Annotated in this window: 24 protein-coding genes; 7 read left to right on the top strand and 17 right to left on the bottom strand. The window is 35.6% G+C overall.

What is annotated here, in order from left to right; genetic code table 11:
* Positions 1-26: 26 nt before the first annotated feature.
* From BK579_RS05565 to BK579_RS05540, 6 genes are all read right to left on the bottom strand, one after another.
* The gene (locus tag BK579_RS05565) at positions 27-791 is read right to left on the bottom strand and encodes a (S)-benzoin forming benzil reductase (protein WP_235848352.1); all 765 of its coding nucleotides are present in this window, start codon (positions 789-791) and stop codon (positions 27-29) included.
* Positions 792-794: 3 nt separating this feature from the next.
* Positions 795-1,259: a site-2 protease family protein gene (locus BK579_RS05560; protein ID WP_078544129.1), complete on the bottom strand. Its 465-nt coding sequence runs from the start codon at positions 1,257-1,259 to the stop codon at positions 795-797.
* Positions 1,260-1,312: 53 nt separating this feature from the next.
* Positions 1,313-2,395: a Ger(x)C family spore germination protein gene (locus tag BK579_RS05555; RefSeq protein WP_078544127.1), complete on the bottom strand. Its 1,083-nt coding sequence runs from the start codon at positions 2,393-2,395 to the stop codon at positions 1,313-1,315.
* Complete coding sequence (locus BK579_RS05550) at positions 2,392-3,474, bottom strand: GerAB/ArcD/ProY family transporter (protein WP_078544125.1); 1,083 nt, start codon at positions 3,472-3,474, stop codon at positions 2,392-2,394. The genes BK579_RS05555 and BK579_RS05550 overlap by 4 nt, the downstream gene beginning before the upstream one ends.
* Positions 3,475-3,496: 22 nt before the next feature.
* A complete protein-coding gene (locus tag BK579_RS05545; RefSeq protein WP_078544123.1) occupies positions 3,497-4,981 on the bottom strand; it encodes a spore germination protein in 1,485 nt (494 codons plus the stop codon).
* Positions 4,982-5,264: 283 nt separating this feature from the next.
* A complete protein-coding gene (locus BK579_RS05540) occupies positions 5,265-5,768 on the bottom strand; it encodes a YndM family protein (RefSeq protein WP_078544121.1) in 504 nt (167 codons plus the stop codon).
* Between the two features lie 165 nt (positions 5,769-5,933).
* On the opposite strand from BK579_RS05540, the gene BK579_RS05535 reads away from it, so the two are divergent.
* The 3 genes from BK579_RS05535 to BK579_RS05525 all read left to right on the top strand — a co-directional run bounded on the left by BK579_RS05535 (position 5,934) and on the right by BK579_RS05525 (position 10,430).
* On the top strand, positions 5,934-7,376 hold the full coding sequence (locus BK579_RS05535; protein WP_235848351.1) for a S8 family peptidase: 1,443 nt from the start codon (positions 5,934-5,936) through the stop codon (positions 7,374-7,376).
* Between the two features lie 152 nt (positions 7,377-7,528).
* A complete protein-coding gene (locus BK579_RS05530) occupies positions 7,529-9,199 on the top strand; it encodes a DUF6044 family protein (protein ID WP_078550409.1) in 1,671 nt (556 codons plus the stop codon).
* A 217-nt stretch (positions 9,200-9,416) separates the two neighbouring features.
* Entirely contained in the window at positions 9,417-10,430 is a 1,014-nt protein-coding gene (locus BK579_RS05525) for a glycosyltransferase family 2 protein (protein WP_078544119.1), read from the top strand.
* Positions 10,431-10,452: 22 nt separating this feature from the next.
* Here BK579_RS05525 and BK579_RS05520 read toward each other — a convergent pair whose 3' ends face one another.
* The 8 genes from BK579_RS05520 to BK579_RS05485 all read right to left on the bottom strand — a co-directional run bounded on the left by BK579_RS05520 (position 10,453) and on the right by BK579_RS05485 (position 18,710).
* Positions 10,453-11,631: a D-alanyl-D-alanine carboxypeptidase family protein gene (locus tag BK579_RS05520; RefSeq protein ID WP_078544117.1), complete on the bottom strand. Its 1,179-nt coding sequence runs from the start codon at positions 11,629-11,631 to the stop codon at positions 10,453-10,455.
* 407 nt (positions 11,632-12,038) lie between these two features.
* Positions 12,039-12,662 (bottom strand): TetR/AcrR family transcriptional regulator, encoded by a 624-nt coding sequence (locus BK579_RS05515; RefSeq protein ID WP_169891073.1) that lies wholly within the window; start codon positions 12,660-12,662, stop codon positions 12,039-12,041.
* Positions 12,619-13,902 (bottom strand): MFS transporter, encoded by a 1,284-nt coding sequence (locus BK579_RS05510; protein WP_169891072.1) that lies wholly within the window; start codon positions 13,900-13,902, stop codon positions 12,619-12,621. Before BK579_RS05510 ends, BK579_RS05515 begins: the two co-directional genes overlap by 44 nt.
* Positions 13,903-14,071: 169 nt before the next feature.
* On the bottom strand, positions 14,072-14,545 hold the full coding sequence (locus tag BK579_RS05505) for a GNAT family N-acetyltransferase (protein WP_078544112.1): 474 nt from the start codon (positions 14,543-14,545) through the stop codon (positions 14,072-14,074).
* Positions 14,546-14,711: 166 nt separating this feature from the next.
* Entirely contained in the window at positions 14,712-15,575 is an 864-nt protein-coding gene (locus BK579_RS05500) for a hypothetical protein (protein ID WP_078544110.1), read from the bottom strand.
* A 60-nt stretch (positions 15,576-15,635) separates the two neighbouring features.
* Positions 15,636-18,053 (bottom strand): heavy metal translocating P-type ATPase, encoded by a 2,418-nt coding sequence (locus tag BK579_RS05495; protein ID WP_078544109.1) that lies wholly within the window; start codon positions 18,051-18,053, stop codon positions 15,636-15,638.
* Positions 18,054-18,142: 89 nt separating this feature from the next.
* Positions 18,143-18,349 (bottom strand): copper chaperone CopZ, encoded by a 207-nt coding sequence (gene copZ, locus BK579_RS05490; protein ID WP_078544108.1) that lies wholly within the window; start codon positions 18,347-18,349, stop codon positions 18,143-18,145.
* 19 nt (positions 18,350-18,368) lie between these two features.
* On the bottom strand, positions 18,369-18,710 hold the full coding sequence (locus BK579_RS05485) for a metal-sensitive transcriptional regulator (protein ID WP_078544106.1): 342 nt from the start codon (positions 18,708-18,710) through the stop codon (positions 18,369-18,371).
* A gap of 406 nt (positions 18,711-19,116) precedes the next feature.
* On the opposite strand from BK579_RS05485, the gene BK579_RS26290 reads away from it, so the two are divergent.
* Both BK579_RS26290 and BK579_RS26285 read left to right on the top strand, forming a co-directional pair.
* A complete protein-coding gene (locus BK579_RS26290) occupies positions 19,117-19,335 on the top strand; it encodes a class III extradiol ring-cleavage dioxygenase family protein (protein WP_235848350.1) in 219 nt (72 codons plus the stop codon).
* A 32-nt stretch (positions 19,336-19,367) separates the two neighbouring features.
* Positions 19,368-19,832: a DODA-type extradiol aromatic ring-opening family dioxygenase gene (locus BK579_RS26285; protein WP_235848349.1), complete on the top strand. Its 465-nt coding sequence runs from the start codon at positions 19,368-19,370 to the stop codon at positions 19,830-19,832.
* Between the two features lie 136 nt (positions 19,833-19,968).
* Here BK579_RS26285 and BK579_RS05475 read toward each other — a convergent pair whose 3' ends face one another.
* Positions 19,969-20,322 carry an ArsR/SmtB family transcription factor gene (locus tag BK579_RS05475; RefSeq protein WP_078544104.1) on the bottom strand — a complete coding sequence of 118 codons (354 nt, stop codon included), beginning with the start codon at positions 20,320-20,322 and terminating at the stop codon, positions 19,969-19,971.
* A 241-nt stretch (positions 20,323-20,563) separates the two neighbouring features.
* Here BK579_RS05475 and BK579_RS05470 point away from each other — a divergent pair, with 241 nt between their 5' ends.
* Positions 20,564-20,902 (top strand): hypothetical protein, encoded by a 339-nt coding sequence (locus tag BK579_RS05470; protein ID WP_078544102.1) that lies wholly within the window; start codon positions 20,564-20,566, stop codon positions 20,900-20,902.
* Between the two features lie 48 nt (positions 20,903-20,950).
* Complete coding sequence (locus BK579_RS05465) at positions 20,951-21,307, top strand: hypothetical protein (RefSeq protein ID WP_078544101.1); 357 nt, start codon at positions 20,951-20,953, stop codon at positions 21,305-21,307.
* A gap of 21 nt (positions 21,308-21,328) precedes the next feature.
* Here the strand turns inward: BK579_RS05465 and BK579_RS05460 are convergent, their stop codons facing one another.
* Positions 21,329-21,949, bottom strand: coding sequence for an NAD(P)/FAD-dependent oxidoreductase (locus BK579_RS05460; RefSeq protein WP_078544099.1), 621 nt, complete (start codon positions 21,947-21,949; stop codon positions 21,329-21,331).
* A gap of 26 nt (positions 21,950-21,975) precedes the next feature.
* Positions 21,976-22,521 (bottom strand): TVP38/TMEM64 family protein, encoded by a 546-nt coding sequence (locus tag BK579_RS05455; protein WP_078544097.1) that lies wholly within the window; start codon positions 22,519-22,521, stop codon positions 21,976-21,978.
* Positions 22,522-22,823: the final 302 nt, after the last annotated feature.

Raw genomic sequence — 22,823 nt, 5'->3', positions numbered from 1 at the left:
TAGTTACTAACCTCAAGGCTCGTTTTTTAGATCATTTCTTTTATATCATAAATTTTCCCGTTAACAGGTAATCCATTGAACACCAAGTTAAGTAAAATTTTTGCAACGGTTTCTGTTGACCTCAATAGTCCTTGTTGTTCAAATTCTACAAATTTTTCTAACTCTGCAAAATCGTCTTTATCTGATTGACGTATGTCTGCTTGCATATCCGTATCCATAATACCTGGTGAAAAAGAGATAACCACTGCAGGATTTGCTACATTTTCCTGCTCGATACTAACTGCCTTAGTGAACATATCTAATCCTGATTTTGAACTACAATAAGTTGCCCAACCGACACTTGGTCGATTCGCTGCACCAGATGATATATTTATAATCATTTTCACCGTATTAATATTACTTGTATATTGGATAAAGTATGTTGATAAAATCATCGGAGCAATTAAATTGACTTGGACATTCGTAGCGATTTCATTTGATGTTGCTTTGCCGATTGGTTTAATAGGCTGAATCACACCTGCATTATTAATCAAGTAAATTCCTTCTGCACTTGAAAAATCAATTGTTGTAAAGATTTTCTCCATAACCCGCTCGACTTCTTCAACTTTTTGTAGATCACATGAAAAATAATATAATGGAATGCCCTGACTACTTGCAAGATTTTTTAGTTCGTTATTCTGTTTTCTTGAAATACAAAATATCGTATGATCCTTTGCAATGAGTTGTTCAGTTATCGCTTTCCCAAGACCGCGTGAGGTCCCAGTGACAATAAAATACTTCAAAACATACACCTCTTATTTTGTTTTAATAGCCTTTAATTCGTGTAGCATCGATTTTAAAAATATAAGACCGTCTGATTCTCGTTTTTTTATTCTGTAAGGCAACAAATTCATAAGACCTACCCACAGATTAAATAGTATAAACAACTCAAAGAACATACTTTCCTGTGTAGTTACTAGCAATACAATAATGGAAATAACAATATTTATAAAAGGTCCACCTAGAGAAATGAGGCCTTTTTGCCATTGAGGTATCTCATTTGTAGAACCCTCATTGGTTGTATATGCACCTATGAAATACAACATATGTATGTTAATAACAATTCCCACTATTTTAAACCTATATAACAACTTTCCTGTTCCTATTCCTATATGTATTTCACTTAACTTAAAAAGCTTTGCACACAAAGCATGACCCATTTCGTGGAAAAGGTTAGTTACTGGTACAATTAGCAATAACAAATAGATAATAAAAAGCATTTCCCCAATCCTTTGTTTTTATGAATTTCTCCTATGCTAAATTGTACCAATTGTTACTCTATTATACCAGTTTGAATCAAGTCTACCTCTGCTTCAACTTTTATTTCCACGTCAGGATATCCATTCCTCCATTTTTCTTCATCAAAACCACGTAAAGTACTTTGAGCAAAATATCCTATCCCTATTGGGTCTGCATTCATTTTTTGGTATTTTTTTATCAGTTTTTCAGATCTGTATATAATCTCTTTTTCCAATTCTGAAATAATTGCTTGAACTGTTCCTTCGTCAGTTTTTCTACCAGAATACTCACTTAATACACCTTGCAAATAAACTTGTACTGTTACCTTTGGATCTCCATTAACTTCTTCTACCTTTATTTTCCTCTTAGAAACGATTCTTTTTATAGATGCGTATTCATCTTCTTCTTCTAAATAAACTGTATGAGTTCCTTCGCCAAAATTCTGTACCAATGCTTTAAAGAAAAAGAGATTGTCTTGATCAACCACGTCAATCATTTTTTCTTCTTTAAAAATAGCAAGCCCTTTTATCTCTACTTTATCTTCTATAAGCTTTATATACGGTAAAAACGGGTCCATCCCTTTTGTGTAGTAGCGGAACACAAATAAATGGAGATTCATTTCAGGTAAATCACGTCTATTCATGTTATGGCTTAACATATCTCTTAAATATGTTCCAGTCCCACGGTTACCTAGTGTTTTAGTTAGTATTTCGCTTGCTTCACCATCAACAACAGCTAAAAACACCCTTGAACCAATACTAGCATCTCTTTGCAGTGCGTCTACATATTCATTGATTCCCTTTTTAGCCACTTCTTCACCATATAATGCTACCCTTATTCCACCGGTAACTAATGGATCCGCCGATTTATTTTGAAGTTCATTAACAACTTCACGGGCTAAAACTGATTTCCCCTCAAACGATGCATTTTCAATGCTCTGATCAGCTAAAAATACGGGTATTACTACTGTTCCCTTAATTTCATTTTCTTTAGCTGCATCAATGCCAATCGCAGTAGCTATGTTAATCTCGTCAACGATTTCTTTTTCAACTCTACCACTTGTAAAGGTTACTACCACGAGTATAAAAAAGGCCATTCCAATGACTATAGTTCTCATTGTTTTTTCCTCACTTTTTGTACAACCAAAAATAGTACATACAGAAATGGAATATAAAAAAACACGAAATAAAAACCTATTTGAGCAACAATGTCATTCACCATATTAATTTGAGTCCTTGTTGTTAGAAGACTAGAGCAGATTAATACGAGTCCTGCTAACACTATAAGAGCATGTCTCTGTTTAAATGAGGAAACTCTTTTAATTATCCGACTCGAGGCCCATAGTTCTAAGCATACATTCGGTATAACTAGAATCAACCAAGAAGTAATTCCTACATATTCAAACCTTTCGACAATAGGTATTTCAACGATTTTCCACATTGACAATGTTGCCCATATCATTTTTTCTAACTGTCCTTCACTAAAAAATATTAGGGAAACAACTCCAGTAAGCAAAAAAATAAAAGTTGAGTACATCACACCTAAGTGAGCCCATTTTTTTGATTTCTCTGGATTTTTTATATAAGGATAAATTAGCAATAAAATTTCAAACCCAATCACTGTTAGGGACATTGACTTAGTAGCTTTTAAAATATCAACGACTGAGTGAGTAAAGGGTGGTACTAAGTTTCGAAAACTCGAAAACTCAATAGGAAACATAATTGAAAAGATTAAATAAAAAGGTAGGATAATGCTAAATAAACAAATTCCAGCCACAACTCGGAATCCACCTGTAACAATATAAATCACTAATAGAAGAAAATATAAGTTAAAAACCCATAAATTTAGTTCTGGGAACATCCATACCTGTATGACTTCAACATATGACCTAAGTATAGCAATAGACTTAAGAACCAGATATACAATAAAAAACAGGCTCAACCCGTTACCCATCCATTTACCAAAGGTTAATTGATGAATACTTATCAGATCTCCTTTTGACTCCTTTAACATTCGATACATAATAAAAACAATAATGTGAACACAAAGTGCTGCTAAGAGAATTGCCATCCAGCTATCTTTGCCTGCTTCTTTTGCAATAATTCGTTGGAATCCAAGAACCCCAATGCCTATTTGTGAAGAAGATATGACAAAAAAAACCAAGTGTGGTGATATTAAAAATCTTTCTTTAACCATTGTAACAGCTCCTTAAAACACACTACTCATCAATATCTTTCTTCTCTTGAGCCTGTTTCTGATTGAACCTACTTCTATTCTTATCTCCAGTGAACACTGGACGTTTTGATAAAGTTGAAAAAGGAAAACGCACAAGTGAATCTTTCAGGTCATTGAGCCTTAACGGATACATTGGCTCTAAGTATGGTCTTCCTAATGATGTTAATCGAAGAAGATGGGTGAGCATGAATGAAAAACATAAGACAATACCTAGTAACCCCCAAAGCTCAGCAAAAAGAAGAAACGGAAAACGAATTAGCCTTATCGTATTACCCATGCTATAAATTGGTGTAGTGAATGAAGCAAGTGCAGCGAGTGCGACCATGATTAAAAGTACATTACTCGTTAAACCAGCTTCAACAGATGCTGTTCCTATTACGATTCCTCCAACGATACCGATTGTTTGACCTACTTTGGTCGGAAGTCTCGCTCCAGCCTCTCTTAGTAATTCAATTGTAAGTTCAAGGAATACTGCCTCTAATATTGGCGGTAAAGGTACCTCTCTTCTAGAAGTGATCAGTGTACTCATCAAATCTCTCGGAATTAATTCGTAATGATAGCTTAATACAGCGACATAAAGCGGTGTTACGAGAAGAGAAAATGTAACAGAAAAAAACCTTATTAATCTAAAAAACGATGAGATGTACCAATTTAAATAATAGTCTTCAAAGGAAGAGAAGAATTCAACCAAGGTTGTTGGTCCAATCATCGCTTGTGGAGAACCATCAGCAATAATGGCTACTTTTCCTTCAACCAAAATAGAGACGACCCGATCCGGCCTTTCTGAACCAAGAAGCTGTGGGAATGGTGAGGAATGATTATCAGCCATCATTTGACTAACATATGTACTATCATTGATGTGGTCGAATTCAATATCTGACAGCCTCTGAAGAACCGTTTGTACATTTTCTTTATCCACAATATGATCAACATATAATACCGCAATTCGAGTCTTCGAGAGTTTACCGACAGTTACTTCTTTAACTCTCAACTGTTCTATGGGCAATCGTTTTCGGATTAGATTCAGATTTGTATCTAATGATTCCACAAATGCTTCCTTAGGTCCAAGTACACTAAATTCTACTTCTGGCACTGTTACACTTCGGGTTTCGTGAAGTTCCGCCCTTATTAAAGCACAATTACGGTCTTTTTTACTTAATTGGACCATAACAAAACCTGTCATGACTTTCTCTTTGATCTCATCAATATTGTCCGTTATGATAATACCTTCAATTGGTATTATTTTCTTAATATCCTTTGCCTTTTCAGTAGGATAATACTGTAAATATGGTAAGATCATTTCATGTAATTTTTTTGAATCGACAAGTGATTTTTGATAATAGATCCAATATGGACTTACAGCTTCAGTGCTGTGATAGCATAAAAAATCGGTTGATTTCTTAAATATATTATGAACCTCTTCAATCAACTTTGGTTTTTTCTCTTGTTTATTTGGCCATTTAAACATTATCACACCACTCTTTTAAAGTTCTAAGATATGTTAGTTATTGTTGAAATGATTGGTAAATATGCATTAATAAAGAAATTTTGTTATAAATGTCGAAATTCACTATAACCATTTATTTTCGATGTTCACCTTTATAACTTATTACGTGCGTTATTCTAACTAGGAAAATTTTTCTTAGAACCGAGAGCCGATAGCGCCTGTAGCTAGATTCCATAAACTTGGTAATATTTCTGTAACGAAAAAAAGACTGTCACTTAGACAGTCTTAAAGAAACCTGTTGATATTAGTCCTCTTTATCTTGTGATGTATCTTGTTGGCCGTTATGAAATGGAATTGGCCCTTCTTCTTCTCCAAATTCCGTTTGATATCGGTGAAACGCATTATGCGTTTGTTTCTCCCTTAAATCTTCATGCAATTTAATATTGTCGTTATTATTTTCCTCATTCAAAACTCTGCTTTGCATATATGCATGGAACAAGGCTTCTCCTAAAGAGATGAATATAGCTGCGAAAACAGACGCTGTGAGTATCGGAAAGGCTGTTCCAATAAAAATCGCACTTAAAATCCATACAGATGCAAAAGCCAAACCAAAATCAGCAATAGTTGCAATCATATTTCCAAGTCTTGGTAAGATAAACAAATCACCAATGATATAAGATACCCCAGTTACCATTGCTGAAATGACTAATACCCCACCTATTGTCGCATTTGAGAATATCGTTAAAACAGACAACAAAACGATTGAAATGACAATAAATTTAATTCCTAAGGCTTTTAAATGTTTCAAATCACTTCACTCCTTAGATTCAAGTCTTATCTATTTTTTACTATTTACCTTAAAATAAAAACTGAAAAAATTGGAAACTCATCTTTTTGGAACAAAGCATGATTTTCTTAAGTTCTCCTCATACTAAAACATACCAATAGATTATAGAACCTGAGGTGAACAATGATGAAAAATAAACGTGGCTACGGATTTAGTATTGCTGTCGTGTTAGGGCTTCTTGTGTTAGTGCTAACTCCTTTTATTAACCGTATAAATAATGATCATCATGCTACTTATGATAATTATAGTGAAAGCAATATGAGTCAAACCAATTTATACGATGAAGAGAGAAATAAACACCCGCAGGTAACTGGTGAAAAACAAATTATCCCTGGTAATGAAGGTCAATCGAGAATCATGGATATTGATTCGATTCTTTTGTATCAAGAAACTTTAGACGAACTAAATACAGATGAATCTATTTCGATCATTAACCATAATGGTACGGAAAAGAGTCATTATGTGAAACAACAGGTAGTAGTCAACTTTATGGATGAACAGGTTCCCCCTAAAGAAGAGCTTGCATCTATTGCGAAAGAGATAGATGGAAGACTGTTAAAGAAGTTTAACTATTCCGTGATCTTTGAATCAAACTCGCTTAGTACATCTGAACTTCAAGCATATTTTTCAAAAAGAGCAGATGTCCATATTGTTGAGCCGAATTTCATTTTAATTCAAAATCAACAAAATGAAGCGTTATTAGATGGTCCCAATGATCTCCTTTATCAACGGTATCAGTGGAATCTCCCGATGATTCAAGCGGAATCCGGCTGGAATATCAGTCGCGGTGTAGAAGACATTAGGATAGCAGTTCTAGATACAGGGGTAGACTTAGATCATCCTGACCTTGTAAGTAGATTAACGAAAGGCTATAACGTTATCACAGATGATAATAATGCAGATGATGATAACGGTCATGGGACACATGTTGCTGGTGTAATCGCATCTGAAACGAACAATCGAGAAGGTATTGCCGGCATTACATGGTTTAATCCTATTATGCCTGTAAAAGTAATGGGCGACGAAGGTTATGGATCTTCTTTTGACATTGCTAACGGCATTATTTGGGCAACAGATAACGGTGCGGATGTGATTAACATGAGTTTAGGGAATTATCGTGATTCAGACCTTTTACACGAAGCTGTTAGATATGCATATGATCATGATGTTGTAGTGATAGCGGCATCTGGAAATGATAATACGGATCAACCGAGCTATCCAGCTGCATACTCCGAGGTATTAAGCGTTGGAGCAGTTGATTATAGAGGAGATAAAGCGTCATTTTCCAATTATGGAGATTATATTGACGTAACTGCACCCGGTGTTCAAATTCCTAGTACTTATATCGATAGCCAGTACGCTGCACTATCAGGAACTTCCATGGCCACACCTCATGTTGCTGCACTAGCAGGATTAATTCGCTCTGTCCAACCCGATTTAAAAAACACTGAGGTAATGGAAATAATTAGAGGAACTGCTATCGATTTAGGCCCAAAAGGAAAAGATAACTATTTTGGTCAAGGATTAATTAATATTTCTGGAGCATTAGAAAATGCGTCACATCCTTGAAAGGATGATAAAAAGGTACCGTGGTGTCAAATGATTTGGTGTCAATAAGAAGTAGGACGATTCTTCGTCCTGCTTTACCCTATTTTTAAAAAAACTAATACCATTCAAAATGTAAGATATGGAGGCAGTTATACTTGTATCAACGAAAACAAATCGATCATTTTGAACAAAAATTACTCTTTTTTGCATTTATTTTTATTTTACTTTTCGTTTCCCCTTACTTTATCTTGGGAGAAAATGCACATCTTCGAGTACATGATAATCTCGACTCAAATATCGCCTGGTATCAAGTGTTGAAAAATAGCGGTCAGTTGTTTGGTCCAGTGACAGCAACCATTCCTCAGGTGATTAACGGCAATCTGTCCCGAAATGCATTTGGAACAGAAATCAGTGGGATTGTTATGCTTCATGCCCTATTTGAACCTATGATGGCATATGGACTAAGCCAACTAATCACTAGATTCATTGCCTTTCTAGGAATGTATCTCTTACTAAGAAAGCATTTCATACAGGCTCCTGATTTAGCTTGGATTCGAGTGGGTGTTTCGCTAGCTTTTGCACTTACCCCTTTTTGGCCCTCTGGAATGCTTAGCACTCTTGGTATGCCCCTTGCACTTTGGGCTTTTTTAAATATTCGATCCGGTGAGAAATCCATCATAAATTGGTTAACGCTCGCTTTAATTCCTTTATACGCAAGTATTGTTTTAGGATTTTTCTTTTTTTTGAGTGCGATGGGTGTGTTTTGGTTAGTTGATGTAATCCGTGGTAAGGGATGGAATGTGCGGTTTTTCCTTTCTATCGTTTTTATGACCATCATCTTTTTTGGAGTAGAATATCGGCTTGTATATTCATTTCTATTTGATCATATTCCAAATAGTCGAGATGAATATTTTCATGCTAGGTTATCGCTTTGGAGATCCATTCGTTTAACTTTTAAAAATTATGTACTAGGTCATACCCATGTGATGACAGTACATGGGCTAATTATTCTTCCAGTCTCTTTATTTGCTTTATATTACGTGATCGTGAAGAAACAGTTGAGACATGAGAAACCGTTCATCTTTTTACATATATTAAACCTAGCATTATCCACTTGGTATGCTTTTTGGTTTTACAAAGGCTGGGTACCATTAACTGAGCGGTTTCACTTTTTAGATACCTTTAATTTTGCTCGCTATCACTTTTTGCGCCCTTTAGTGATTTATGTATTATTTGCACTTTCCTTAAAAATTCTAATGAATCTTGGGATTTCATGGAGAAGAACCGGCATCTTTCTCATCACTGCTCAAATTCTTATTTTATGTGGATTTAATGAAGAAATTTATTATCATAAAAAGCCATCCTTCAAAGAATTTTATGCAGAAGAACAGTTTACCGAAATTAAGCAGTTTATTGGATTACCCGAACATGAATACCGAGTTGCTAGTATTGGCTTGCACCCTGCGATCTCACAATATAACGGGTTTTATACTCTTGATACTTATAACAATTTCTATCCGCTAACATACAAATATCAATTTCGAGAAATCATCGAGCATGAAATCGAAGGTAATAAAAAGCTAAAGCAGTATTTTGATGAGTGGGGTGGACGCTGCTATATCTTTGTTGATGAACTTGGAAAACACTATATGTTCAAAAAGAACTCAAAACGAGAGATAAAATCGCTAAATCTCAATACACAAGCTTTTTATGATTTAGGGGGACGGTATATCCTTTCTTCTTTACCTATTTTGAATAATGAAGAAAATCACTTGGAGCTAGAAAGAACATTCGAAGCAAAAGAATCTGCATGGAAGATTTATCTGTACAAAGTGAACTTATAGCCCAAAATCATCATCTAAGAAGGCTCATTTCTGAAAGATGGTTGCTAATTGACCTTTTTTGGTAGGATACACTATTTCACTTGATATTATGGTTATCATTTAGGAAGAAAAGATGCCACTCTATCAAGTTCATAGTGATTATAAAAGACCTTTAAAAGCAACAAAGTTTACGAAAATAGCCTCTAAGAAAAACGGACAACCTTAGGAGGATGAAGGAATGAACGAGCCTATTTTAACGATTGTCGTGCCTTGTTTTAATGAAGAAGAGGTCTTACCAGAAACCATTAAACAGTTACTAAATCTACTTGAAAGACTAGAGAATCAATCATTAGTTTCAAAACATAGTAAATTACTTTTTGTCGATGATGGAAGTACAGATCAAACCTGGAAAATTATTTACCAAACAGGGTTGAACGACCGACGTATAAAGGGGATTAAACTCTCTAGAAACTCTGGACATCAAAGTGCACTGCTTGCTGGTTTATTTTCAGCAAAAAGTCAGTCGGATTGTGTTGTTTCAATTGACGCTGATTTACAGGATGATATCGATGTTATCAGGGATTTCATTCTAAAGTTTCGTGAAGGCTATGAAGTGGTTCTAGGTGTTAGAAATGAGAGAAAGACAGATACATTTTTTAAGAAGCATACAGCACAGGGGTTTTATAAAATCATGAAAAAATTAGGCGTAAATATTGTATATAATCATGCAGATTTTCGATTACTTAGTAAACGAGCAATCGAGGAACTTGAAAGATTTAATGAAATCAACTTATTCTTAAGAGGAATTGTCCCTCTGATCGGATTTCAGACGACAAAGGTTTTTTATGACCGGAAAGAGCGTCTAGCTGGGGAAACAAAATACCCATTAAAAAAGATGGTTTCCTTTGCGATTGATGGAGTTACATCCTTTAGCGTCACCCCGATCCGATTTGTTTCACTTATAGGCTTTGCTTCATTTTTTGTAAGCCTTATGTTTGGAGTCTATTTTTTACTTTTAAAATTTAGTGGCAATACGACAACTGGTTGGACCTCTTTAATCACATCAATTTGGCTTATTGGGGGTTTACAGCTGATTGCTGTTGGTTTAATTGGCGAATATATCGGGAAAATTTATAAAGAAACGAAGCAGCGGCCTAGATATATTGTTGAGATTGATACCTATAACTTGGGTTTTCGGAATAAAGTAGAAAGTAATGATGACACTAGCTTATTTTCATTTACAAAAGGCTGAATAAAAAACCTAGTCGTTTGGACTAGGTTTTTCTACGTCTTTTTTTAAGATATAAAAATGAGGTAATGATGAAAAAGAGAACCAATAATAGAATATAACTTACTGCTGAATCATTATTTTTCTCTTCAGTATAGACGTCACCTAATGGAATTGTTGACTCTACTATTGTGGATTTATCGATTTCCTCTAATGGGTTGATTAGTGTGTGATTCGCAATTACTCTGTCGTCTTCGCCATAAATGGTTAATTCACCACTTTGACTAACCTCTTGTCTTACATTCTCCTTAAGCATCTTCGTAAAATATAGATTCTCTTTAAGATGGTAAACAATAGAATCTACTTTGAACTCTTGAGGAGCTATGAGTTCACCAGTTTCAAAATGTTCAAACCCGAAGTCAAATAATTTTTCTGTATCATTGTACATCATTCGTTTTGTAGTTGCATTTAAGACTACTGCAATTAATGTAAGGTCTTCTCTTTGAGCCGCAGTCACTAATGTATGGCCAGATTGGTTGATATATCCGTTTTTCCCACCAATAATTCCTTCATATGGCCACTCTCTTAACATCCAGTGATGGTTATATATGGTGGTATCCCAGCTCTCACCAACCCATTTTAATTCACTTGTTCCCATAATTTCTCTGAAGGTAGGATCTTTAATGGCATACTTTGTGATTAAAGCAAAATCGTAGGCAGTGCTATAATGGTTTTCACCGAATAATCCATGGGGATTTTCAAAATTCGTATCCTTGACACCGACTTTATTTTCAACAAATGTATTCATCATTTCAGCAAAGCCTTCTACGCTTCCACCTAGATGCTCAGCAATTGCAACACCAGCATCATTACCTGAATTAATCATTAGACCTTGAACAAGCTTTTTCAAAGGTACTTGTTCTCCTTCTTCCAAATATACACGTGTCCCGTCAACTTCTCGTGCTCTTTTACTTACTGTAACAGTTTCATCTAAACGACCAGATTCGATAGCCATAATTGCTGTTACAATCTTTGTTAAACTAGCAGGATACATCACTTTTTCGCTATCTTGCTCATACAAAATAGCTCCGCTTACAGCATCAATTAATACAGCTGTTTCGCTCTGAATAGCGGGGTGTTTAGGTGCGGTACTCTCTGCAAAAGAGTGAACAGGTAATATAATTACTATTAGGATTACTTGAAGTATTATTAAAAGTAATTTCATTTTCATTCTCCAACCGATTTTTCTTATGTTGTTAATTGTAGACATCCCTTTTTTAAACTATACGAATAAAATAAGATATGTCTAACCGTATTTTAGCAGAAAAATGAAATAGCACCTATAGAAAATTTCTGTTATCGAATGACAATTAGTTTTTTATGAGAAACGCGGAAAATCATTTTGATATTAAGAGATGTGTATTTTGTTACCCTGAAAATAACCTAGGTAATGGAGTTGCAATCGCTGCATTTCAGTCGTGGAATACCGCGGACGTCCGGGAGCCTCGTCATCGCTTTTGGCTCCTTCGGCGGTGCTCCATTCCCTTTTCATACCAAATGCCCAAGCAAAGGAATCAAAGCCGATGTCCGATTCCCTTTCTCATTCCACATTTCCTTTTAGCTACATGTATATTAATTCCCCAGTTCCTTGTAACCTAGTGCATGTTTCAGATAGATTCTCACACCTTCAAATTGTTCAGGAACTTTTGAATCTTCAACATTGATAACAAGTAATTGGATATGAATAGAGTCAATGATATTAAGTAAGTAAATGGCAATTGCTTCTAGAGGCTGGATTGGCGTAAATTCTCCTCTCCTAACACCTTTTGATAGGAGTTCCACTAGCCACTGGATTCCTTTTGCATATCTCTTGCTAATAAACTCTTTTCTTCCTAGTTCACTTCTTCCTACGATAAAGTATTCAAGATTCACTGAAGCAAAGCTGGATTGATTATTTAGTAATGCTCGCTCTGCTTGGATTAAGTAATGTTCAATTCCTTCCCAAGCTGTATCAAAGTCATTCACTAATTGGTGAAAAAATGCACCTGCTGTTTTATCCTTTTCATGAATAATGGCTTGATATAGTTCATCTGTATTAGAAAAATAGTGATATAATCCACCCCTACTTAAACCAGTAGCATTGACAATATCTGTCATTGTTGTCTCAGAAAAACCCTTATCAATAAAAGTCTTTTCGGCTATTTCAAGTATTTCAAGCCGACGTTTCTCCTTGTATTCCTCGCTTACTTTCGGCAATTTTCCCCCTACTTTCCAGTCTTGTTCTTTTGAGCAGTACACCTATTCCAACTATAACTAATAAACTACCTGAAAGAATAAATGCCATATTTACTCCGAATATTTCAGCCAACACCCCACCACTCACCATCCCAATTAGTGCTGCAATTGTTGTTATACTACTTATTGTACCAAATACCCGTCCTGTATATTGAACAGGAGTTCCTAGTTGAGCACTAATTTGAAATGGGATAAAGATTGCCGCTGCCCCAAGTCCTGCTAAAAAAAAGACGGTTGGGATTAGAATCATCATCAGGCTAGTTGAAAGGGTTAAAAACCATACTATAGAAGCAAAGCAGACTCCGACGATTACCGTCCCCGTCCCTATATATATAGCCATTGAATGTATCTTTTTCTTACTTAAGATGATTGACATTAATAGCATTCCAATTCCGTTTGCAGCAACTGCATAGCCTACTATACTTGTAGGATCAGCATCTATTTGACGTAACAAAACCATAATTTGTGTATCAGCAATTTGAATCACCAGTAAGGCCAAGCTAAAAACGAGTAATCCAGCAAATAGAAAAGGGATGTTCCTCACTACACGTAACCCTTCTTTTAATTCTTGTAAGATAGATTGTTTCTCTTCATTCTCTTTAACTATGTTAGTTAACTGATGAGTCGTTTTGGGTACACCAATTAATAATATTCCAGAAAGAATAAATGTAAAGGCATCAATATAAAACGACCAATGGATCCCGACTAAGGAAACCACCAAACCACTAATTAAGGGCCCGACAATTTTACTCCCATTATCAACAACTCCACTTATAGCCATTGCAGCCTGCATTTGAGATTCTGGAACAATTTCCTTAAGCTTTCCATTTTTCGCTGGAAGAAATAACGCAGCAAACAAACTTTTGATGATTAATAACATATAAACCTGCCACAATGCTGTCGCAAATACAAACCCGACTACAACTATACATCTAATAATATCGGCTAAGATCATGAGCTTCTTGCGGTCATATTTATCAGCAAATATGCCAGCAATCGGACTTGCTACAGCCATGGGGCCTAATAGACATAAGCCTATTCCAGCCATCTCAATTGGTGATGCCTCCCATTTTAATGCGACCAATGCCATTAAAGCAATCATATCAAGCCAATCACCAAGACTCGAAACAACTTGAGAACTAATTAAATATAGGTATGGTTTATTTTTCAACAAACTCTTTTCAGTCTGAATCGTTTCCACTTTGCATTCCCCCAAATATAGTTCAAGTGTTTTACCGACACCTTTGTCGTTATTATAAACGACAATTGTGTCGTTTTACAATAGATAATTTGAAAATAATTACAATTAAGTTTTCTTACACAAAAAAGACAGCCCCAAAACTAATCGGAAGCTGCCCTATCTATATTATTCAACTAACAAATTCCTGAACGGACCTTCTTGCTTGATCATAGTGTTCACTATGACTATTATTAGTATATTCTGTAATGGTTTTTCTCCAAAAAGCCTGTGCTGGATAGTTATTTTTAGATTGTGTAATGATCCAAGTTCCTTTAAATTGGTTAAACAACTGATGTGCAACAAATGTTCCAATACCTTTTCCTTTTTTCACAATAAAAAATTCATCTATTGAAAAGAAACTCTGTTGGTTTTGATTATTCTCTTTTACTATCGCAAAACCTGCAAGGAGGTTATCTACTTTCACTAGATAACAATGATACTTTGAGTCGGTAAAATAATTATTCAATTTATCAAAACCGTATGTGCCATCTTCTCGTATTTGAATGGATTCAATGTACTTACTAAACTCGTACACATAAAGTTCAAATAGCCGTTCAAAAATTAGTTTTTCTTTAATTGTCGCTTTTGTAAGACTAATGTTCATAAATCTCCTCTTTTCTAACATGATGAAAAATACCCTATATTCAGATTACATTAGCTAGTAAGAATACACTAGTAGAATTTTGAGAGTTATTGGTAATCCAAACAAATAGAAAGCTCTCTGGTATTCCCCATATATAAGCTGGAAACCAAGAGAGCTAGCGTATATTTTATTCTATTTCTATTGTGTATGGGAATACATAAACTTCCCCTTCTATTTGGAATTCAGCCCATATTTTATAAATGCCAGGTTTATCAAAGCTGGTTTCAAAAATAGGTTCTTCATCATTTAGAGGATGAACATGAAGGTAATTTTCTGCTTCTTCATCTAGTATGACAACATGCCCCATTGCACCAAGATATGGTTCAATTGTGACATCTGGTAGTGTGAAAGTAAGCGTTATTGGTTCCCCAGCGTTCATTGAACTCAATTCAAGGGTGGCAGTTTTACCGTCTATCACCTTTGTTAATTCAGTATCAACTGTTAAATGCCCATGTTCATGTGCATCTTCAACTTCACCTATCTCAAAGCTAATTGGTGTGACCTGATATTGATGATCTACCGGAAGAATATCAATAAACGCTTTATAAGCTCCATCTGGCAAATCAATATCTGTTTGAAAAACACCAACATCGATTTGAGATGGATGTAAGTGATAATAGTTGTCTAGATGCTCATCAACGACAATTAAGTGTAATAGCTTTTCATGATTGACCTCTAAGTCTTCAATCGGGTTTCCACTCAAATCAGTTAAATATATATTTAACCCTTTTCCAGTCACCCTTAGCTGTACGTCAACTTCACTTTCACCTTCGGTTGTTGTACCATGTTCACCATGTTCACCATGATCATCATGTTCACCATGATCATCATGTTCACCATGTGCATCTTTTTGATCACTATGTCCATGCTCAGTATCGGTTTCTACCATTTCAGCACTATTATCATTACCACGTGTAACTAAATCGTAAATATTATATCCAGCAATTACTATAACTAGGTAAACAACCGCCCAGCTAATCCATTTTTTCATGAGCAATTCTCCCTTCCGTATCTATTCCCGTCCCAGGGTAATGGGCGAATGGTTTAAATATTATAATTTTACTCGTTGCAATCGTAATGCATTTAGCACTACTGACACTGAACTAAATGCCATTGCTGCTCCTGCAAGCCATGGTGCTAAGAACCCAAGGGCTGCTACAGGTATGCCTAATGTGTTATAAGCAAACGCCCAGAATAGATTTTGTTTAATGTTACGGATGGTTCTTTTACTCATAAAAATGGCATCAGCAATACTATTTAAATCTCCTCGTATAAGTGTAATATCAGCCGCTTCCATCGCAACATCTGTTCCTGTTCCAATTGCCATACCAATGTCAGCTGTCGCGAGAGCAGGTGCATCATTAATACCATCGCCAACCATTGCTACTTTCTTTCCATTCTTTTGGAATTCTTTTACGGCCTCAGCTTTTCCCTCAGGTAGTACTTCCGCTACGACATGTTCAATTCCTGCTTGCTTTCCAATCGCATTTGCTGTACGTTGGTTGTCACCAGTAATCATAACAACCTCTAGTCCTAGCCCTTTTAATCGTTTAACAGCTTCTTTTGATGTTTCCTTAATGGTATCAGCTACGGCAACTATACCTGCATATTTTCCATTAAGAGCAACGAGCATCGCTGTTTTTCCTTCATTCTCTAACTCTTCCATTGTTGCAAGACTATCAGTAAAATCGATATCATTTTTAAACATTAGTTTTCTTGTGCCAATTAACAACTCTTGCTCCGCAACTGTTGCTTTTACACCAAATCCAGGTATCGCTTCAAATGCAGATACTTCCGGAAACGTAATTCCCTTCTCCTTTAAGCCTTGAACAATTGATTGTGCGAGAGGATGCTCTGATTGTTTTTCTGCAGCCCCAATCAATCCTAATAATTCTTCTTCACGTGCTGAATCTTGTAAAAGAATATCGGTTAAAACCGGTTTTCCATTTGTAACAGTACCAGTTTTATCAAGAATAACTGTTGTTATACGGTGGGTCATTTCAAGATGTTCTCCACCTTTAAATAATACACCAAACTCAGCTGCCCGCCCTGATCCTGCCATGATTGATGTTGGTGTAGCTAATCCTAATGCACAGGGACAAGCAATAACTAACACAGCAATCATTTTTTCAAGTGCACCTGCAAAATTTCCTTGATCAACCATTAAAAACCAAACTAAAAATGTGACAATCGCAATACCAACAACGATTGGTACAAAAACCCCTGAAATTTGATCCGCTAAGCGCTGAATTGGTGCTTTGGAACCTTGTGCTTCCTCTACCACCTTAATGATTTGAGCCAAAGCTGTATCGCGACCAACTTTTGTCGCTTTAATTTTCAAGAAGCCATTTTTATTAATTGTTGCACCAATAACTGTATCTCCAATTTCCTTATCTACAGGAACACTTTCACCTGTTAACATAGATTCATCTAGAGCAGATTTCCCTTCAACAATCTCTCCATCAACGGGTACTTTTTCACCAGGCTTTACATAAACGATATCTGCTACTTGCACCTCTTCAAGAGGGATATTTTGTTCAACTCCATCCCTCACAACGGTAGCTGTTTTTGCTTGAAGATTCATTAGCTTCTTAATCGCTTCTGAAGATCTACCCTTCGCGCGAGCTTCAAATAGCTTTCCAAGAATGATTAATGTGATTAAAATCGCACTTGTCTCATAATATAATTCAACCATATGGGCATTGGATCCAATTGAAGCGAATGATAAAAACAGACTATAAAAATAGGCAGCTGATGTACCTAACGCAACTAGGACATCCATATTGGCACTGCCATTTCGTAGTGCCTTATAAGCTCCTACATAAAATTGTTTTCCAATGATAAATTGAACAGGTGTTGCTAAGGCAAGCTGTACCCATGGATTCATGAACATATCAGGTACATATAGGAAGCGTGTAAACTCAAAGTGCCCTACCATTGCCCATAAAAGTGGCAATGATAAAATCGCTGAAAATAAGAATTTACCTGTTTGAGTCTCAACTTCCTTTGCTTTATGATCGATTTGTTCTTCAATATTTTCGCTTTTTATCTTTGCACCATATCCTAGCTTATCTACTTTAGTTATAATATCGGATACTGAAACGATCGCTGGATTATATTCAACAGAGGCTGTTTCTAATGCTAAATTTACAGTAGCTTCTGCGACTCCATCTAATTTATTTAAACCTTTTTCGATTCTAGTAGAACATGCAGCACAAGTCATACCGGTAATTGAAAATTCTTGTTTCTCATGTATGACCACAAAGCCTAATGCTTCAATTTTATCTTCAAAAGCTTTTACATTCGTCGCTTCAGGGTTAAATTTAATCGTGCCTTTTTCAAGAGCAAGATTAACCGATGCCTCTTCAACACCTTGTATTTTCTTTAAGCCTTTCTCAATCCGGTTTGCGCATGCAGCACATGTCATTCCTGATATCTGTAAAGTCGTTTCTTTACTAAGATTACCCATTACGAATCCCTCCAAACATACTGTATAGGGGTATATTTATTTCTAAAATAAAGCGTGCTAGCAAGTAGCACGTTGTTATTACTTAAAAATTATTCTACGTCGTAACCTTGATCATCGATTGTTTCTTTAATTTTTTCAACAGATACTGCAGCTGGATCAAATGATACATCTACTTTCCCTTCGTTCAGATTAACACTAACCGTGCTAACTCCTGCTAATTCACCAACACTACCTTCTACTGCCTTCACACAATGTCCGCAAGACATTCCTTTAACATTTAGCGTGATTTGTTCCATTTAAAAAACACTTCCTTTTCTATTTTTTCATTAATTTATGAACTGTAGTTAATACTTCATCTAATACTTCTAAATCGCCCTCTTGAATACGTTCTAAGACACAGCTTTTCAAGTGTCCTTCGAGTAATATTTTACTCACACTGTTCAATGCTGATTGAATTGCCGATATTTGGGTGATTACATCATCACAGTAAGTGTCCTTTTCAATAAGACCTTTGACACCGCGAATTTGACCCTCAATTCGGTTTAAACGACTCACCAGGTTCTTTTTGGTATTATCTGAATGATGACTTTTTCTTTCACCTTGGGGAGAGCAACAATCTTCTGTAAGCTCTTCATTTAAAGTAGGGTTTTCACTCATTCCCATCCCCTCCTACATAAAATTTACCATACCCCCCTACTGTATGTAAAGAGTTAATCTTTTATTTAATTTTTATTTTTTACAAATGTGAATATTGTTTGTCATTCTTATATTTTACATTGAAAATAACTTAGATTGGGAGCTCCATTCGCTGCAATCCACTTGCTTTCCGCGGGGCGGCCCGTGAGCCTCCTCATCGCTTCCTGAGCTCCACGAGGACCGCTATATCCCGCAGGAGTCAGGTGGCTCTCCGCTCATTCCACACATAGTGATAAACATTTTCGTCTTCCATGGGCTAATACTCATTCGCTTGGATGTCTATCCTGATATAAAAATCCTCCTGCTTGCAGGTATCTATTTGTTATATATCGAATTCATCTTAACCCGAATAAAAGGAGTGAATTAAATGAATTCATTTGATTTTGCTTGTATTGTCCCGCATGGTGGTGAAATTATTCCAGAGCTGGCTGGTGGGATTCCTTCTCGTATGGAGACAACGAGAAAAAGTATGGGACAGCTTGGTAAAAGTATGAGTGATTCAGGTGTTGATTCTATCATCTTACTTACCCCTCATGGGACAAAAATAAACGGACAATTCTGTGTCGTTGACTCCGAGCGATGGTAGGAGAAGTATGTGAGAATGATCAAGCATATTCCATGGAACGAGCGGTTGATCGAGAGCTTGCAGGACTTATTGCTGATCAAGCGTTGGAGAATGATCTGCCTGTAGGGACAATTAACTTTGGAACAGCAGCTGGTCCGTATTCTTGCCTTCCTTTGGATTGGGGAGCTATTGTCCCATTAAGCTTTATGCCTAACGTTCCAATTGTCGTTATCACTCCTTCTAGAAATTTGAGCTTTGAGCAACATCTGTCTTTTGGCCAAGCGATTAAACAAGCCGTTCGGGTTTCTAACAAAAGAATAGGTTTGATTGCGAGCTGTGACTGGTCACATACACATGATGAAACTGGCCCCTATGGCTTTCATGAATCAGCTAAAAAGTTAGATGAACAAGTAGTTGACCTCATCAAAAAAAATAACTTAGAGACTTTAGCAAACTTTGATCCTATTTTTATCGATCAAGCAAAGCCTGACGGAATCTGGCAATCATTAATTTTTTAGCTGGAGCTATTCCGAAGGATGAAAGACAAATCAAATTTCTCTCCTATGAGGCGCCTACTTATTTTGGTTTAATTTGTGCAGTTATAAGATAAAACAAATAAAAAAAGATAGAAAAATCTTAATGACTTTTCTATCTTTAGCAACACCCATCTTTTGGTGTAGTATCATCCGCTCTAAACAAACAACATAATTCTTCTGACAAAAGGTTGTTAACTTCCTTTGGATTTAATTCATAATAACTCCAAGTTCCCTTGGTTACCTTTGAAATTAAGTTCGCATCTAATAATATTTTCAAATGATATGAAAGCTTTGATTGTGGCAAATCCATAATTTCGCATAAATCACATACACACACATTACCACGCTGAACAATCTCATTCATAATTCTTAATCTTTTTTTATCTGCCAACGCTTTAAATTTTGCTTCGTATTTTTCAAATGTTGATTCAAGTGAAACGTCTGTTAATGAAATTGTTACATTGTTATTCATCTCTTTCACCACGTTTCTTTACATCTATTTTTTTTGATTAATATTATTTTACCTTAAAACAAGTGACATTTCAAATTAAAAAAGCAGTCATAAAATTATCTCCCAAATATATATCATCTGTCACTCTTTATGGTAATTAACTTTATGTTTGCACGAATCTATTAAATTAAAACCTTATTAATTGTTATGTTAAAATTTAATAAGAGGTAAATTGATATAATACGAAACATTTGGGGCTACCGTGAAAAAAACAATTATCTTATTTACTCTTTCCTTTTTTTTATTAGGTGTATCAATTAGTCCATTATTTATGATGACACGAGAGTATTGGACGGAATCTCGAATTTCTGATCGTTATGAATTCCATCATGCGTTTCGAGATGAACATGGCTTTGAAACTACTTTAGATACTCACAAACTGACTATGAACGGTTTAACCTTTGAAATTGTTGAAGAACAAACTGGAAAGAAGGCTCCACTGACTAGTTGGGATGATGATGAAGTTGTTCCCCCGGGGGATATCGTAAAAATCCATTTACTTTTAAACGATGAAGAAATCTCAACACCTGACGAAATCTGATTATCTAACCGAAATAGAGGCAATAGGTATTTTTCTGGGCTCGATGTAGTGATTGTTGAGGACCGGTCCACAGGAAAACACCAAATCAAAATTATCCAGAGACTTTCAGATGATGCCCAACCAATGGACGAAAGAAAGTGGAAAATCATATCGATTGCTGAAGATGGGACATTTGAGGAAGAGCAGTTTCTCTTTTCTGAGAGAGACGAGAATAACCTAGGTGTGAAGCTCATTAATTTTTCTGGCACTTCAATGGTGTCGATGGGATACTATTCTGATATTACTCAAGGTTATCCAAGTCTTTTGTTTCCGTTAATCTACCCTCTTTTTTCAGGAGTGGTCGGAATCTGCTTATTTTTCTTGTCATTTATAGCTTTTTATAAAAAAAGAGCAAGAAAGGCTTAGAATGAACTGAGCCTTTCTGTTTTATATAGAAACTGCCTCTTGTAACTGATCAAATCCAAAGCGGCTAATAAACTTCCAAAACGCTTCTCGCCTCTTACCGTTTTCTTTATACACATCAAGAAGCAATTCGATAGTTTGATATAATTCTTGTTCACTTAGACCTTCTCTTAACTTCAGAGCAGTTCTAGCATTTTCACCAGTTGCCTTTCCACCAATATATAAATCAAAATGATCTTTCACCTTAATTACTCCAATATCATTAACAAGCGGTTCGCCACAAGCATTTTGGCAACCTGTATAAGCTGGGCGTAATGGCCATGGTACCTCTCTTCCAGCAATTCGATTATTTAACTCGATTGCAACCGGCATTCCCTCTTCTTCTGCTCCTTTGCAGAATCCGCAAGTACGTAAACTTTTTACATATGCACCAACAGGATAAATCTTCAAGCCTACTTTTTCGAATTCTTCCCTGACAACATCAATTTGGCTTTCAAGTACATCTATATATAACTGTTGAAAAGTTGTTAATTCCACTTCACTATCTTCTTTTATATATTTTGCTAATGAAATTAATTGTGGAGCAGTAATCTTCGCTCCAAACCCAATGCCAGCGTTCACTGCTAATTTAACCGTTTTCTCCATATGTTCTACCCCTTACATTAAGATAATTATCTTCTTCGATATTTTACAACTAATAAAACAAGTCCGACAACAGCAATGATTGACAATATCCATTTTCCTTCAGTTGTCCAATTTGTCACATGATAGACAGAATAACCTTCAATAAAGAGTGCTGGCATTTTACCTATGGAACTTGCTATAACAAATATCCATCCGCTTACCGCTCCTACCGCCGCCGTAAATGTAACCAAACCTGATGGGACAAAAGGGAGAAAACGAAGGAAAATCACCAGGAAAAAGGCGTCTCTTCCTTTTACTAACAACAACTTTGTTAGCAACTTGTTTGAGTTCTTCTGTTGAACAATATTTTTAAATCCCTTTCTGTAAACCCAAAAAGCAATAATAGCCCCTAATGTTTCTCCGATGAAAGCTAAAAACATGCCTTCCCAAAAACCAAACACAATAATATTAGCAGCAGTTAAAAAAAAGCTAGGAATAACCCCAAAAATACTAATGATAATATTAAGTAGAATACTTATTAAAACGGCTACCTCTTCATATGAATGAAATAAATCTACTACATAGTCTTGCATTTCTACCCCCATGTTGAGAATTCACTAACCTTAAGTTAATGGTTTTTAAGTAATCTTGATTGAGAGATCTGTTAAAGTTTATTTCTTGCACTTATTAGTTCATCATTGGATGATACCTATAGAATAATTTAATCTACTCTGTTTTCATTATAATAATAATGATAAAATTGAAAGTGCTAGATATTATCAGATTTCATAGATTTAATATCATTATAATTGATTGCCCTTCTTTAGAGGGGTATTATTATATCTAATAGTTCACCTTGTTAATTTTTTAATTTTCGAAATAGAGTTTTGTTTAG

It is taken from the genome of Litchfieldia alkalitelluris (genome assembly GCF_002019645.1).
GTDB lineage: Bacteria > Bacillota > Bacilli > Bacillales > Bacillaceae_L > Litchfieldia > Litchfieldia alkalitelluris.
This window is presented reverse-complemented; position numbering and strand designations above follow the sequence as displayed.